This is a genomic window from Halostagnicola bangensis, assembly GCF_054653435.1.
In genome coordinates this window covers 2313515-2327689 of the sequence record NZ_BAAIGG010000002.1, presented here as the reverse complement: position 1 = coordinate 2327689, position 14175 = coordinate 2313515, and the positions used below count along the sequence as shown (strand labels likewise).

Below are 14175 nucleotides of genomic sequence, written 5' to 3'. Positions count from 1 at the left end.
AGAATAGTATACTCTACTCGGAGAGATGCTCGAGGAGCAACTCCGAGACCGCTTCCGGCTCCTCGTGAGGAACCCAGTGGCCGGTGTCGGGAAACCGCTCGAGGCGGCCGTCCTCGCAGTAGGCGAGGCTCTCGGGAGCCATCTCGGGCTCGAGCGCGAAATCCTGCTCGCCCCAGACGACGAGCGTCGGAGCGGTCACGATTTCGCGTGGTGGCGAGGCAGCGTGACGGACCGCGGCGCGGTACCAGTTGATCGTCGCCGTCAACGCACCCGGCTGGCTCCACGCGGCGCGATAGTGCTCTATATCCTCGTCGGTGAACGTCCCCGGCGACGCGTTCGCCCGAAGTGCCCGCGCCAAGTATGCGAAATCGTTCCGGCTACAGGACCACTCGGGGATCCGCGGGAGCTGAAAGTAGAAGACGTACCAGCTCTTTTTGAGCTGCGAGGGGTTTCGCAGGATGTGATGTCGAAGAACGTCGGGGTGGGGAACGTTGATGATTCCGAGTCGGTCGACGGTCGCCGGGTATCGGAGCGCAAGCTCCCACGCCACACTAGCGCCCCAGTCGTGACCGACGACCTGGGCGGACTCGCGGCCTTCGCTGTGGACGAGTTCGACGATGTCCCGAGCGAGTTCGCTCTTTCTGTAGGCGCGGACGCCGTCGGGTTTCTCGCTCAAGTTGTATCCACGTTGGTCGGGCACGAGCACGCGATACCCCGCGTCGACAAGCGGTTCGACGTGATTTTGCCAGCCGTAGAAGAACTCGGGAAACCCGTGGAGCAAGACGACGAGCGGGTCGTCTTCGTCTCCCGCGGCGACGACGTGGAGGCGAACGCCGTTGACATCGCGATACGTCGATTCGGCGGTCGGAGCGGACAGGAGTGAGGCGTCGGTGTACATAGCCGAGTCAGTACCGTACATCTTAGATAGGAATAGTTATTAAAATGCCAGTTGAGTCGGTGGTATGTCACTATTTAGCGAGGGGGATCGGCAACGCATTGGGGAACTCTTCGAGAGGCACCTCGAGGTCGGTCTCCACCACGGCGCACAGTGTGCCGTGTACGTCGACGGGCGACTCGAGATCGATCTCGCTGGCGGCGTGATGGGGCTCAGCGAGGACGCGCCGGACGACGTCGAACCGACGACGCCGGAAACCCGCCACGTCCTGTTCTCGTGTACGAAACCGTACGCAGCGACGGCGTTGCACGCACTCGTCGGGGACGGGGACGTTTCGTACGACGACCGAGTCGTCGATCACTGGCCGTCGTTCGCCGAGGAGGGGTCGGCGAAGGCGACGATAACCGTCCGTCAGGTCCTCAGCCACACGGCGGGGCTTCCCTACGGCGAAATCGATCGCCGTCCGGATCTCTGGAACGACTGGGACGCCGTCGTCGAGACTGTAGAGGAGATGGAGCCGATCTTCCCGCCCGGCAAACAGCCTGCCTACCACTCGCTGACATTCGGCTGGCTCGTCGGCGAACTCGTCAGGAGAGTATCCGGTCGACCCATCGAAGCGGTTGCCGCCGATCGGGTCTTCGAACCGCTCGAGATGGACGACACCGGGATCGGACTCCGAGACGACGAGGATGATTCGGTCGCGACGCTCACCGGCTTCGCCTCCTTCGACAGCTGTCACGAACTCGAGGAAGGGCTGGGCGATCACGCCGAGCTCGCGGAGTCGTTCAACGACGAGTCGATCCGCCGGTCCGTGATCCCTGCCGCGAACGGGATCGGAACGGCTCGAAACATGGCCCGATTCTATGCCTGCCTCGCGAACGGCGGCGAACTCGAGGGAGCGCGCGTTCTCGACGCCGACATCGTCGACGCGATGACGACGCTCTGGGCGGCGACGGACGAGGACGGAACGCTTCACCGGCCGTCGCGGTACGGCCTCGGCGTCTGGAAGGGCGGAACCAGTGCGGATCCGTTCGGGTCGCTCACGCCGTCGCGCGTGTTCGGCCACGCGGGGCTTGGCAGTAGCGTCGGCTGGGCCGACCCGGAGCGAAACGTCGCCTTCTCGTACGTGACAAACGGTGTCCGAGAGGAAACCTACGAGCACATCACTCGAGTAAGTACGCTCGCGGACGCGGTTCGGTTGGCGCTCGATCGGTGACGTTCGGCGCGGTTCAGCGAAGGGGCAATTACGACGGAAGCTGGCTGCGCTCTCGGTGAAGATCGATTAGCACTTCGTCTCGATGATGGTGAGTTGTCCCGTATCCTCGTACTCGCCGTCGATCGGGCTGGGCTGGTAGAACCGGTAGACCGTCACCGCTTCGACCGACTCGTCGTGGGTCACGGTGGCTTCTTCGCACGCCCACTCCGCGTAGCTCCGGGAGATAATGCCGTTCGAATCACCCTGTCCGGAGTCGCGAACGGATTCCATGAACTTCCGATCGCGGAAGGTATCGTACTCCTGCGAGGCGTCCGGCGGGCGATCGGCGGTGACGTTTCCACCCCCGAATGCGTCGACTTGCGAGCCGGACTCGAGTTCCGCTTCGACGCTGTACCAGCTGTAGGCCTCGGACGGGTTCGGCGAGTACAGTCCCCAGTGTTGTTCGTTGAGGTAACTCGAGTCGAGTTCGTTTGGCACGTCGTGTCCCGTCACGTAGGTCGTCCCGTACAGCAGTATCGACGCGAGAACGATAACGCCGAGGACGGTCAGCAACGCGCCGCTGTACGCGCGGACGAACGACGTTTTGGACTCGTACCCGCGCCGGTCGAGCGCGTCGAGAACGCGGCGTTCGACGGGCGGTCGGCCGAGGGGGCCGAGCTGTGACGCGGACGGTCGCCGGTCGGTCAGCGCGGCGGGTGCCAGACGGGAGAGCGTCTCCCAGAATGGGGCCGTGAGAAACGGGAGCATGGTCGCCGACAGGACGAACGGGAACAGCCCGACCGACATCGTGGTCACCATCCCCGCGAACGCACCCATATAGACGAGCGCGAAAAACGCCCGGAGCCGCCCGTCGGTCAGGAAGAGGAAAACGACGGACCCGGCGAGCAAACCAACCCAAATCCAGTTGAGTACCTCGAGGAGTCCGGGATACGAGACGAGGTAGTTGCCCAGAAACACGGTCATCACGTCGTTCGAGAGTGCGATCTGGACCGCTTCGCCCTCGTACCAGGTGTTCCCTTCGTACTTGAGCACCGCGTTCTGGGAGAGCACCATCAGCGGCTGGATGAGGAGCGCGGCGGTTCCGAAGCTAAGCGCGGTCGACCGGGCCGAACCGCGACGAAGCGCGTCGATCGACCATCGCTCTCCCAGCGGCGTCAGGAGTGCGACCAGCAACATGATCCGGAGCAGTCGGTCCGCGCCGTTGAGAATCGTCGGGTTTCGCGCTTGTAACGAGAGCAAGAGAAGCAACGAGACGACGCCGACCAGCCTCGTCCGATAGCCGAGCACGAACGCGATGGCGAACACCCCTGCGATGACGAATAGCAGCTGTTGCACCCACAGCTCCCCTGACATCGCATGAAATGAGAAGTCGACGACCTGCCCGTAGGTCCCCTCGTAGGCCGCGAGAGGGTAGGCCCCGTTGTCGGTGTAAAACCGCTCTATGTTTCCGGCACGGTAGAGCAGGTCGCCCAGAATAATGAGCCCGAGCGAAATTCGAAGGGCGGCGAGCGCGCGCGTATCGATCGAGAACCGGGATCGAACCCGCCGTCGAACCGGCTCGAGGTGGGTGAGAAACCGCTGGTACCGTTCAGTATTCGGCCCGATCTGTCCCAACTTCGACGCGACGCCCATGTTAGGTGCTCCCGGTAGACTCGAACGAGCGGTTCCACACCAACCGCATGCAGGCCACTCCGATCGATTGTTCGATCACGATCATATTCTGGAAATATGATCGTTTCTGTGTACGTCTCTGAAATAAGCTTTGTGTGTAGCAGAGTACACAGACGATCCTCGAGAACCGTCGCTCGGGAGGTTTCTGACGCTATTCCCCCAACCGACCGTATCAGAGAGGACTGCAGACAGACATCACGTGCAGGCAGACGGCGCGTCCTTTCAAACGTCGTGTCATTCGAGCACACGGCGGCTCGCGCCGCTCACTCCCACCGCTGCACCGCGACGGTTTCGCCCGCCGGAATCCCCTCGCGGTCGTCGTCGACGACGACCCATCCGTCCGCGAGCGAGACGCTCGAGAGCACGCCCGAGCCGCTGGCTCTCGTCGGCACCGCGTCGAAATCCGGTTCGTCCTCGGAAGCGGTATCCGCCGCGTCGTCCGCGTCGCGTTCCTCGAGTTTGACGCGGGCGAACGTCCGCGTCGCGGGCTCGCTCGGGATCTTTCGATCAAGTCGGGCCATCGTCATCGGGTGGGGCTCGGGCTCGGTTCCCTCGAGCCAGCGCATCACCGGACGCAGGAACTGGACGGCGTTGACGATACAGGCGACGGGATAGCCCGGCAGGGCGAGAACGGGCGTCTCTTCGACGACGCCGAGACAGACCGGGTGGCCGGGTTTGAGCCCGACGCCGTGGACGACGACCTCGCCGATGTCGTCGATGACCTCCGGGATCAGGTCGCGTTCGCCGACCGACGAGCCGCCGGACGTGACGACGACGTCTTTGGTCAGATCCCGTTCGATGGCGGCCCGGAGCGCGTCGTGATCGTCGGTCACGATGTTTCGGTAGGTCGCTCGTCCGCCCCAGCCTTCGACCAGCCTTGAGACGGTAAGACCGTTGGTTTCGATGACCTCTCCGGGGTCAGGGTCGTGCTGGACGAGTTCCTCGCCCGTCGGGATGACGCCGACTCGAGGCTCCTTGGCGACCTGGACGCGCGCGAGTCCGACGGATTTGAGCAGGCCAAGATCCGACGGCCTGAGGCGGTGTCCCGGTTCGTAGAGCACCTGTCCCGATTCGACGTCTTCGCCCACCGGCGCGACGTTTTCCCCTTCGGCGACCGCATCGGCGACCTCGAGTTCGCTCGAGGAGTCGAACTCCTCGACGTGTTCGATCATCACGACGGCGTCGCTCCCCTCCGGGATCGAACTCCCGGTGTGGACTCGGACGGCGGTCTCGGGGGTGACAGACTCGTCGTCGGCGACCCGGAGAACGGCGGGAGACCGGTCGCTGGCTCCGAACGTGTCCGCCGCGCGGACCGCGTAGCCGTCCATCGCCGCGCGCTGGTAGTGGGGGACGTTTCGCGACGCCGTCACCGATTGGGCGATCACGCGTCCGCTGGCCTGTTCGATGGGGAGCGCTTCGGTATCAGGTTCGCGCTCGTCGAACTCGAGAGCGTCTTTCAAGACGGCGCGAGCCTCGTCGACGGGCGTACGTACCTTGAACCCGGCTTCGGTTCGCTCGTGGTCGGCACCTTTCATACTCGAAAACGTGCGGGCGGAGGGGAAAAACGTGCGGGACCGTCGCGGTCGCATTTCGTGGGGCTATCGAGGGCCTCGAGGACTCTCTAACTCCGGAGCAAGCCGCCGTCGATCGGGATCTCGGCCCCGTTGACGTAACTCGCCCGGGGACTCGAGAGGTATGCGACGGTCTCGCCGAGTTCCTCGGGCTGACCGATTCGATCCATCGGGATTTCATCGGAGAGATCGGCGAGTCCCGCCTCGTAGTCCTCGTAGGTTCCTCGCTCGATTCCGGTTTCGATCAGCTCCTCGATTCGGGGCGTCTCTATGGTCCCCGGAAGCACGGCGTTGGCCCTGATTTCGGGTGCGAACTCTCGAGAAACAGTTTTGATGAGTCCGATGACACCCCGGCGAACCGCGTTCGAGAGGAGGAGCCCATCCGCGACCTCCTGGACCGTCCGCGACGTGATCGAGGTGATCGTGCCGTATTCGGACTCGAGCAGGTGCGGGTGTGCCTCCTCGATCGTCCAGACGACGCTCATCACGAGCAGGTCGTAGGCCTGATACCACTCTCTCTGTTCGGTCTCGAGGAACGTCGTGCTCGGCGGGCCGCCGGAAGAGGTTACCAGGTGGTCGATCCCGCCGAACGCGTCGACGGTCTCCTCGACCAGATCGGCGATGTCCTCGGGCGACGTGAGATCTGCCTGCACTGCGAGAACGTCTCCGGACGCTCCATCTGCGGATTCGCGGGCGTCCTCGATCGACTTTTTGGCGCTCTCGAGTTTCTCCTCGGTGCGGCCGCAGATAGCGACGTTCGCTCCCGCTTCGGCCAGTGCCGTCGCGCTCGCGAGTCCGAGGCCGCTCGAGGATGCCGTTACCAGTGCCGCGTTACCGTCTACGTCCAGATCCATGCGGGGGCAAACGGGGTAGGGGGACAAAGGCTTCAGGGAAACCGACCGAGCGCAATCGAAGGGGCGCAGCCCAAAAGGGTAGCGAACAGATTATTCCCGATGTCGGACCCGAACAAGGCCATTCGAGGTCACGCCGACGATGAGCGGGGTGGAAATCTTTCGACCTTTCACCGCCGGTCCGGCCGCATCGCTGACGACCTTCATTAGATCGGGGGCGGTGTGATCGACCTTGACGCCGTTTTCGTCGCACGCGTCGTAGACCAGCTGCGGCACGTCGTACAGGTCCGTTCCGGACGGAACTCGAACCCGCACCGGCGCTCGAAGCGCCTCCGCGAAGGCGACAGTCTCGCGGGCCTTGTTCAGGTTCTCTCGAGCGCTCGACTCGATCGAGGAGACGTTCGCCCGCGAGGTTCCCAGGGCATCAGCAATGTCGGCCTGAGAAACGTCTCGCTCCCGCAAGGCGAGGACCTGTGCCTGTCTGTGGGTCAGAATGCTCGTCTCGGCCTCGAACCCGATATCCTCGAGCAACTCCTCGATGTCGTCGATCACGACGATGGCCTCCCGAGCAGGTTCGTGAGCGTGTTCATATGATCTACTACGTGTCGGCGGGCTCAAAGCGTCTACGATCGAATCGGGTGGCCGAACCGTATTTGGGGAGCGTGGGCTCGTGAAACGAGCATGAACGTTTCGGCGGCTACGCATACTACTAGAACCGCCTTATCTAAACAATGCCCGAACGACTCGAGAACGAACGGGGGCTGTCAGCCCCCTCCATAAAAACTGCCAGACGAACATCCTGAACTGTCCAATCGATCTCCGATACCGACTCCATGGAAGCGACTGTCCACCGTAAAGGCTGTCGCTGTGAGAGCGTTACGATCCCCAGAAGTTGTCGCGGCTTCCGAGCCGCTCACGGTCCGGCTGCCCACTTCGGTTGTCGTCAGTCGTCTCGCTGTCAGCGCCATCGTCGCGTTCGCCGTCGCTTCCGTCTGACTCGTCGTCCTCGTCCGACTCCATCGGAAGCCGTTCGATCTCTTCGGCTCGAGCGTGGCTGCTGTGGACGCGCTGAATTTCGACCCGAGAACGAGCTTCGGGGAGCACGCCGTCGACCATCACGATGAAGCCGTCTTCGGTTCGCCCAACTCCGGCACCACTTTCGTGCATATCGACGATGTCGACGACGACCTCTTCCCCGCGCTTGATCGGTTGGCTCTTCAGATCGTCGATCGGCTGGTTGTAGTGTTGACACCACTCCTTTCCACCACGGTCACCGTAGTGTTGACACCCCATACCCGAGATCCGCTCCGAAAAGCTCGGACAGTCGTCGGCAAGTGGACAGTCTGCCATATGATTCCCTATCAGCGGCGGCGTTAAACCGCTTGCGTCTTGGAAACGACGTTTGCTCTCGATAGCGAACTCCCGGTTTTTCCTGCGAATGACTCGAACCGAGCCGCCGAAACGGGGAGCCGTTACGATTGTCGCCGACCAATCCAACGAACGTCCTCGCCCCCTCGAAAAGATATCGAGTCAACTGCTTGTGTATGAAACAGGGTTTCGAAAACGTTTACGGGGATGGCAACGCACGAAACAATGATGAAGATTCTCGTTACGGTCAAGGAAGTCGCGACCGTCGAAGACGAGTTCGACATCGACGGTACTGCGATCGCCGACCAGTACCTCGGTGCCGATCTCAACGAATGGGACGACTACGCCATCGAAGAGGCCGTCCAGCTTCAAGAGGACGGCGTCGCCGACGAGGTCGTCACGGTCACGATCGGCCCTGAGGACTGCGAACAGACCATCCGCCAGGCGCTCGCGAAGGGTGCCGACCGCGCCATCCGCGTCTGGGACGACTCCCTCGAGGGCGTCGACCTGCTCGACGTCGGTGCGAAAACGGATATCCTCCGAGCCGTCGTCGAGGAAGAAGGCCCGGACCTCGTTCTGTCGGGCGTTCAGTCCGGCGACGACAGCTTCGGTGCCACGGGCGTCTCTCTGGCCGCGGACCTCGGCCTCCAGTGGGGAGCCGTCGTCAACGACCTCGAGCACGACTTCGAGGACGGCACAGCCTCGGTTCGACGTGAACTCGAGGGCGGCGTCGAGGAGCTGACGAATATCGAACTGCCAGCGGTCCTGACGATCCAGACCGGGATCAACGAGCCCCGGTACGCGAGCCTTCGGGGCATCCGACAGGCCCAGCGAAAGGAACTCGACGTGCAGAGTCTCGCCGACCTCGGCGTCGACGAAGGCGTCATCGAGGGCGACCTGACGCTCACCGGAATGTTCGAACCGGAAACCGAGAGCGACGTCACCGTCTTCGAAGGCGGTGCAGACAACACTGCCGGACAGCTCGCTGATCTCCTCCGCGAGAAGGGGGTGGCGCCATGAGCGATATCCTGGCCGTCGCCGACCACCGACGCGGCGAACTGCGAGACGTCAGCTACGAGATTATCACCGCCGGACGGGAACTCGCCGACCAGACCGGCGGCGAACTCCACCTCGTGATCATTAGTGGCACCGTCGACGAGTTCGCCGAGAAGGCAAACCGCGAGGGCGTCGACGTCATCCACACCGTCGACCACGGCGAGGAGTTCAACCACGACGTCTACACGCAGGCGATCAGCCAGCTCTACGACGAGTGCGGTCCACAGTTCGTCCTCGCGCCCAACAGCGTCAACGGACTCGACTACGCACCCGCCGTCGCGAACGAACTCGACCTCCCCATCGTCACCGACACGGTCGGGCTCGAGTCAGACGGCGAAACGCTCGTTGCCAACCGCGAAATGTACGGCGGAAAGGTCGAAACGACCGTCGAGGTCGATTCCGGTCCGGCCGTCGCCACCATCCGAAGCGCCGAGTGGCCCACCGCGGAGGGCACCGGCGACGCCTCGATCGAAGCCTTCGACGCCGATATCGACGAGGACGCGGTCGGCTCGAGCGTCAACGGCTTCGAGGAGGTCGGCGGCGGCGACGTCGACATCAGCGAGGCCGACGTGCTGGTCTCAGTCGGCCGCGGGATCGAAGAGGAGGAGAACCTCGACATCATCCGCGATCTCGCGGACGCGCTCGACGCGACGCTGTCCTCGTCGCGCCCGATCGTCGACAACGGCTGGCTCCCGAAGAACCGCCAGGTCGGCCAGTCCGGAAAGGTCGTCACCCCCGACGTCTACATCGCCATCGGTATCTCCGGGGCGGTCCAGCACGTCGCCGGGATGAAAGGTTCGGACACGATCGTCGCGATCAACACCGACGAGAACGCGCCGATCATGGATATCGCGGACTACGCGATCTACGACGACCTCTTCGACGTCGTGCCGGCGCTGACCGAAGAGTTTCAGTAGTTGCGTGGTTCGAGCGAAGCGAGAACCACGGTATAGCGAACGGGCGAACGCCCGTGAGTCGCGTGGTTCGAGCGAAGCGAGAACCACGGTATAGCGATAAACGAGCGCTATTTTCACCGTCCGGCCGTTTGCCAATTCGTGCGAACAGTCTCGAGAAACCGAACTGCTTCGGCCGTAACCGTCACGTACTTTTTTCCCCCGTCCAAAGCGCTGGCAATGGAACTTCTCGAGCGCCGCCGGGCGCTGATCGAGGAGCGTCTCCTCGAGGTCGTCGACGGCGTCGACCCCGAGACGCTCAGGTCGGAAGTTCGCCACGTGACGCTCTCGGGGGGGAAGCGAGTGCGGCCGATGGTGACGATACTGGCATGTGAAACCGTCGGCGGCGATCGGACGGACGCCGTCGACTTCGGCGTCGGCATCGAACTCGTCCACAGCGCGTCGCTCGTGATCGACGATATCATCGATCGCTCGGAACTTCGCCGGGGGACGACCAGCGCCTGGGCCGAGTTCGGCCACGGGCCCGCAATTATCACCAGCGACGGGTTACTCGGCGAGGCGTTCGCGCTCTTTTCGGCGGATCCCAAAGCGACGCAGGTCGTCGCTGAATCGATGGTCGAACTCGGCGTCGGCGAGGCGACCGAGCTCTCCTCACAGCCATCGAACGAAGCCGAGTACATGACCCTCGCGCGGCGAAAAACCGGTGCGCTGTTTCGCGCCGCGGCCGAACTCGGCGCGATCGCGGCCGACTCCGACCCGTTCACGGTCGAAGCGCTCGGGGAGTACGCCGAACGCGTCGGCGTCGCCTTCCAGATCAGAGACGACGTGTTAGACGCCACGGCCGACGCGTCGGAACTCGGGAAACCGACGGGCCACGACGCCGCCCTCGAGCGACCCTCCGTCGTGCAGGTAACCGATCTGACGCCCGAAGAAGCGAACACGCGTGCACGCACGGAAGCGGATCGGGCGATCGACGCCCTGGGAACGGTCGACGTCGTCGATGCGGAGGCACGAGACTACCTGCTCGAGCTGGCGGAGTTCGTCGTCGAGCGCGAGCGGTAGTCGCTGGCCCATCCGTGGATATCGGGCTCACTCTCCTTGCCAGTAGTCGACGTCGCCGTCCCTCGGATAGTACCCCTGAACGGACCGTTCCTCGCGTCCGCCCGGCGGTGCGCCGACGAACACGCCGAGTTTTTCCGAGTCCGGATAGACGGAGACATCGGGTTCGTTCATCGTTGAGAACAGGAGGTACCGGAGGGGACCGCCCGAGTCGTTGATCACCTTGTGCCCGCCCGTTTCGTCGGCCGGGAAGGAGACGTAGTCGCCGTCCTTGAGGTCGTACATCTCGTCCGCGAGTCGAAGCGTTCCGGTCCCCGCGAGCACGTACATCGCTTCTTCGTTTGCTGTGTGGTAGTGGTACGGCCACGATTCGCTCCCGGATGGGATTTCGTAGAGACTACATCCGAGCTGGTCGCCGTCCGCCGCCTCGCCCAACTGTTTTCGTCGGACGTTCATCGTTCCCTGGTTCAGGTTCGTCCACTCGAGGTCGTCCGCGTTTATCGGGGCCATAGCCCACGTACAGAAGGGAGAGAAAATAGTTTTTTGCGAACCGTGTTCGTGCCGATACCTCGGGTTCCTACGCGCTATCCGCTCGCCGGGACCCCTCCGAGAACCTCGATTCTGCGACCGCGAACGCGAGCGTGCTCACGATACCGAGCAGGGTGCCCGCGGTGAGTGCGGTCGCGAGCGTCGCGATCCCGAATTCGTCGAGGAAGAACCCGCTGACCGCGTAGAGAACGACCGCGATCGCGATCACGTAAAACGGCGCGTTGAGGTATCGCCACTCGAGCCGGCCGGCGATGTACTCGTCGGTGATCTGGCCCAGGCTGGTCGTTATCCCCGCCGCTGCGAACCACTGAACCGAGCCGTAAACCAGCGCGGCGAGCATCATGGGGATCCCGAGCTCGCTCGAGGAGGCCGCTCGAGTGTCCTCGAGCATATTGACCCCGCTGACGCCCCCGAGGACGAACAACGCGGCGGCGACGACGTACGCGAGCAGGGTCGTTCGACCCGCGTACAGCGATCTGCGGCCGTACTCGACGGTCGCGTCGAGGTACTCGCCTAGCCCGAGACCTCGGGAGATGAGATACAGCCCGAGCAACGTCGAGGTGACGCCGAGGACGAGCCCCGGGAGCTCGAGGAGCGCGCCGATCAGCGCGAGCGGGTAGATCAGCAGGAGGATCCCGATCGGAATCAGGACGGTTCCGCGTGTCTCGGGGTCGTTTAGCACCTGCTTGATCGTGTAGTACATCGACTCGAGGTTCTGGGCCTGGCGAACGACGACTCGCCGAACGCCGTCGATGGGGGCCCTCGAGCGGATGATCGGGATAACGGACTCGTCCTGTGCGCCGTCGGTGATGACCAGCGTCGTGACGTCCTCTGCAGTCGAGAGGCTCGCGAGGACTGTATCGACCTCGTCGCCGACTTCTCGGTTCGCGTCGACGTCGCCGCCGTCGTTACCCGTCACGACCGCGACCTCGACGCTCTCGTCGCGCTCTGTGAGGTCGTCGTAGACGTGGATCCCCTGAAAAATGACGTTGACGTCCGAGTCCTCGGGATCGGCGGTCGCCAGCGCGACGGCCGCCTCCTCGACTGGCTCGCGGCCGATAACTGGCGTCGAGAAGCCGGTCTTGCGGCCGAGATCGTCGTCGAGATCGACGCACAGGACCAACAGCATCGCCTCGGGGTACGGGGGCGTGGTATTTCCATCTTCGGGGTACGGCCCCTCGAAGGGAGGTGAAGCGACGGACCGCCAATCGATCGAACCACGGTCGAAAAGGCTGCCTCGAGGGGCCGGCGATCGGGCAGACAGCATCCGATCGAGCGAGGGCCCCGGTCGAAGCGTTCAACCCATCGACCCGCCAAGAGCCGGTATGAGCCTCTTTGCGAGCGACCGGCCGGTCGCACTCCTCCTCATCGACGTGCAGAAGGGATTCGACGATCCCGTCTACGGCGAGCGGAACAATCCCGACGCCGAGGCGAGGATCGGCGAGCTGCGCTCGCGGTGGCGCGAGGCCGGACAGCCGATCGTCCACGTCAAACATAGCTCGACCGAACCCGACTCGCCGCTTCGACCGGACGAACCCGGCAACGCGTTCAAGCCGGTGGGCGAGCCTCGAGATGACGAACCCGTCGTCGAAAAGCGGGTCAACGGCGCGTTCGTCGGAACGGAACTCGAGTCGTGGCTCCGAGAGCGCGACATCGAGACGATCGTCTGCTGTGGGTTTACGACAGACCACTGCGTGTCGACGACGACCCGGATGGCCGAGAACCGCGGTTTCGATCCGATCGTCGTCGCGGACGCCACCGCGACGTTCGACCGCGAGGGGAACGACGGAACGACCTTCGACGCCGAGACGACCCACCAGCACGCGCTTGCACATCTTCGAGGCGAATTCGCGACGGTTCTCGAGACCGCCGCCCTCCTCGAGTAACGACCCGCCCAGATCGGGAAGCGGCGGCCGCTTTCGGACGCGAGCGACGACTGCGGCGTGAGCATGCAACACACCCATCGCGCGTTTCGCACGGCTTTTGACCCTCGAGACTGTATGAAGAGTCGAATGATTTCGAAGGGCTGTGAGCAGTGTGCGAAAGGCGGAAAGATGGTGCTGTTCGTCTACGGCTACTGCGACCAGCGCGACTGCTTTTACTGCCCGCTCGGCGAGAACCGCAAGAACGTCACGGACGTTTACGCGAACGAACGGCTCGTCGAGGACGACGAGGACGTGCTCACCGAAGCCCATCGGATGGACGCGCTCGGAACGTCGATCACGGGCGGGGAACCCCAGGAAGCTTTAGAGCGCACCTGTCACTACCTCGAATTGCTCAAAGACGAGTTCGGCGAGGACCACCACACCCACCTCTACACCGGGATTCCGGGCGGCCGAGAGAACATGCGCCGACTCTCCGAAGCCGGCCTCGACGAGATACGGTTCCACCCGCCGCTCGAGCAGTGGGGCGACCTCCACGGGACCGAATGGGAGGATATTCTCCACATCGCGCGTGAGGAAGGACTCACACCCGCCTTCGAGATTCCGGGCATTCGCCCCGAACCGGAGTTCCTCGAGTTCCTCGACGAAGGCGCGGCCGAGTTCTGTAACATCAACGAGTTCGAGATGAGCGACGGGAACTTCCGCCGGATGCAAGAAGAGGGGTACGAACTCAAAGAAGATCACATGAGTGCGGTGGACAACGACCGCGAGAAGATCCTCGACGTAATGGGCGATCACGAACGGACCTACTTCTGTACCTCCGTGTTCAAAGACGCCGCCCAGCACCGACGGCGACTCAAACGAGTCGCACGGAACGTTCGCAGGGAGTTCGACGATGTCACCGACGACGGCACGCTCGTCTACGGAAAAACGTACGCCGAACCGGATCGACTTGCGGATCTCGGCGTTCCGGAGGAGTTCTACACCGTCAAGACGAACCACGTCGAAGTCGCCTGGTGGCTCTTAGAGGAGATGATCGACGAGGGCGACCTCGAGGACGGGGAAATCGTCGAGCAGTATCCCACGTATGACGGACAAGTAGTCGAACGAACGCCGCTCGCGTAGTGTCTTGGACCGTGACC

14 protein-coding genes are annotated in these 14175 nt (G+C 63.5%); 6 read left to right on the top strand and 8 right to left on the bottom strand.

All coding sequences use genetic code 11. The annotated features are described in order from the left end of the window. Window positions 1-13: 13 nt before the first annotated feature. Window positions 14-898, bottom strand: coding sequence for an alpha/beta fold hydrolase (locus tag ACYQ14_RS13320; protein WP_459888927.1), 885 nt, complete (start codon window positions 896-898; stop codon window positions 14-16). Window positions 899-962: 64 nt separating this feature from the next. Here ACYQ14_RS13320 and ACYQ14_RS13315 point away from each other — a divergent pair, with 64 nt between their 5' ends. Further along, window positions 963-2111, top strand: coding sequence for a serine hydrolase domain-containing protein (locus ACYQ14_RS13315; RefSeq protein WP_459888926.1), 1149 nt, complete (start codon window positions 963-965; stop codon window positions 2109-2111). A 66-nt stretch (window positions 2112-2177) separates the two neighbouring features. Here ACYQ14_RS13315 and ACYQ14_RS13310 read toward each other — a convergent pair whose 3' ends face one another. The 5 genes from ACYQ14_RS13310 to ACYQ14_RS13290 all read right to left on the bottom strand — a co-directional run bounded on the left by ACYQ14_RS13310 (window position 2178) and on the right by ACYQ14_RS13290 (window position 7554). Further along, a complete protein-coding gene (locus ACYQ14_RS13310; RefSeq protein ID WP_459888925.1) occupies window positions 2178-3743 on the bottom strand; it encodes an HTTM domain-containing protein in 1566 nt (521 codons plus the stop codon). Between the two features lie 302 nt (window positions 3744-4045). Continuing rightward, entirely contained in the window at window positions 4046-5317 is a 1272-nt protein-coding gene (locus ACYQ14_RS13305; protein ID WP_459888924.1) for a molybdopterin molybdotransferase MoeA, read from the bottom strand. Window positions 5318-5403: 86 nt separating this feature from the next. Further along, a complete protein-coding gene (locus ACYQ14_RS13300) occupies window positions 5404-6207 on the bottom strand; it encodes an SDR family oxidoreductase (RefSeq protein WP_459888923.1) in 804 nt (267 codons plus the stop codon). A gap of 90 nt (window positions 6208-6297) precedes the next feature. After that, window positions 6298-6756, bottom strand: coding sequence for a Tfx family DNA-binding protein (locus ACYQ14_RS13295; RefSeq protein ID WP_459888922.1), 459 nt, complete (start codon window positions 6754-6756; stop codon window positions 6298-6300). A 324-nt stretch (window positions 6757-7080) separates the two neighbouring features. Further along, the gene (locus tag ACYQ14_RS13290) at window positions 7081-7554 is read right to left on the bottom strand and encodes a TRAM domain-containing protein (protein WP_459888921.1); all 474 of its coding nucleotides are present in this window, start codon (window positions 7552-7554) and stop codon (window positions 7081-7083) included. Window positions 7555-7800: 246 nt separating this feature from the next. Here ACYQ14_RS13290 and ACYQ14_RS13285 point away from each other — a divergent pair, with 246 nt between their 5' ends. The 3 genes from ACYQ14_RS13285 (at window position 7801) to ACYQ14_RS13275 (ending at window position 10604) form a co-directional block, all read left to right on the top strand. Beyond that, window positions 7801-8592: an electron transfer flavoprotein subunit beta/FixA family protein gene (locus ACYQ14_RS13285; RefSeq protein WP_459888920.1), complete on the top strand. Its 792-nt coding sequence runs from the start codon at window positions 7801-7803 to the stop codon at window positions 8590-8592. Then, on the top strand, window positions 8589-9545 hold the full coding sequence (locus ACYQ14_RS13280; RefSeq protein ID WP_459888919.1) for an electron transfer flavoprotein subunit alpha/FixB family protein: 957 nt from the start codon (window positions 8589-8591) through the stop codon (window positions 9543-9545). The genes ACYQ14_RS13285 and ACYQ14_RS13280 overlap by 4 nt, the downstream gene beginning before the upstream one ends. A 216-nt stretch (window positions 9546-9761) precedes the next feature. After that, window positions 9762-10604: a polyprenyl synthetase family protein gene (locus tag ACYQ14_RS13275; protein WP_283836224.1), complete on the top strand. Its 843-nt coding sequence runs from the start codon at window positions 9762-9764 to the stop codon at window positions 10602-10604. A 27-nt stretch (window positions 10605-10631) separates the two neighbouring features. On the opposite strand, the gene ACYQ14_RS13270 is transcribed toward ACYQ14_RS13275, so the two are convergent. Then, the gene (locus ACYQ14_RS13270; RefSeq protein WP_459888918.1) at window positions 10632-11111 is read right to left on the bottom strand and encodes a cupin domain-containing protein; all 480 of its coding nucleotides are present in this window, start codon (window positions 11109-11111) and stop codon (window positions 10632-10634) included. 67 nt (window positions 11112-11178) lie between these two features. Further along, on the bottom strand, window positions 11179-12279 hold the full coding sequence (locus tag ACYQ14_RS13265; protein ID WP_283836221.1) for a DUF373 family protein: 1101 nt from the start codon (window positions 12277-12279) through the stop codon (window positions 11179-11181). A 196-nt stretch (window positions 12280-12475) separates the two neighbouring features. On the opposite strand from ACYQ14_RS13265, the gene ACYQ14_RS13260 reads away from it, so the two are divergent. Both ACYQ14_RS13260 and ACYQ14_RS13255 read left to right on the top strand, forming a co-directional pair. Beyond that, window positions 12476-13036 (top strand): cysteine hydrolase family protein, encoded by a 561-nt coding sequence (locus tag ACYQ14_RS13260; protein ID WP_459888917.1) that lies wholly within the window; start codon window positions 12476-12478, stop codon window positions 13034-13036. A 126-nt stretch (window positions 13037-13162) separates the two neighbouring features. Then, window positions 13163-14158 (top strand): radical SAM protein, encoded by a 996-nt coding sequence (locus ACYQ14_RS13255; RefSeq protein ID WP_283836382.1) that lies wholly within the window; start codon window positions 13163-13165, stop codon window positions 14156-14158. Window positions 14159-14175 lie beyond the last annotated feature (17 nt).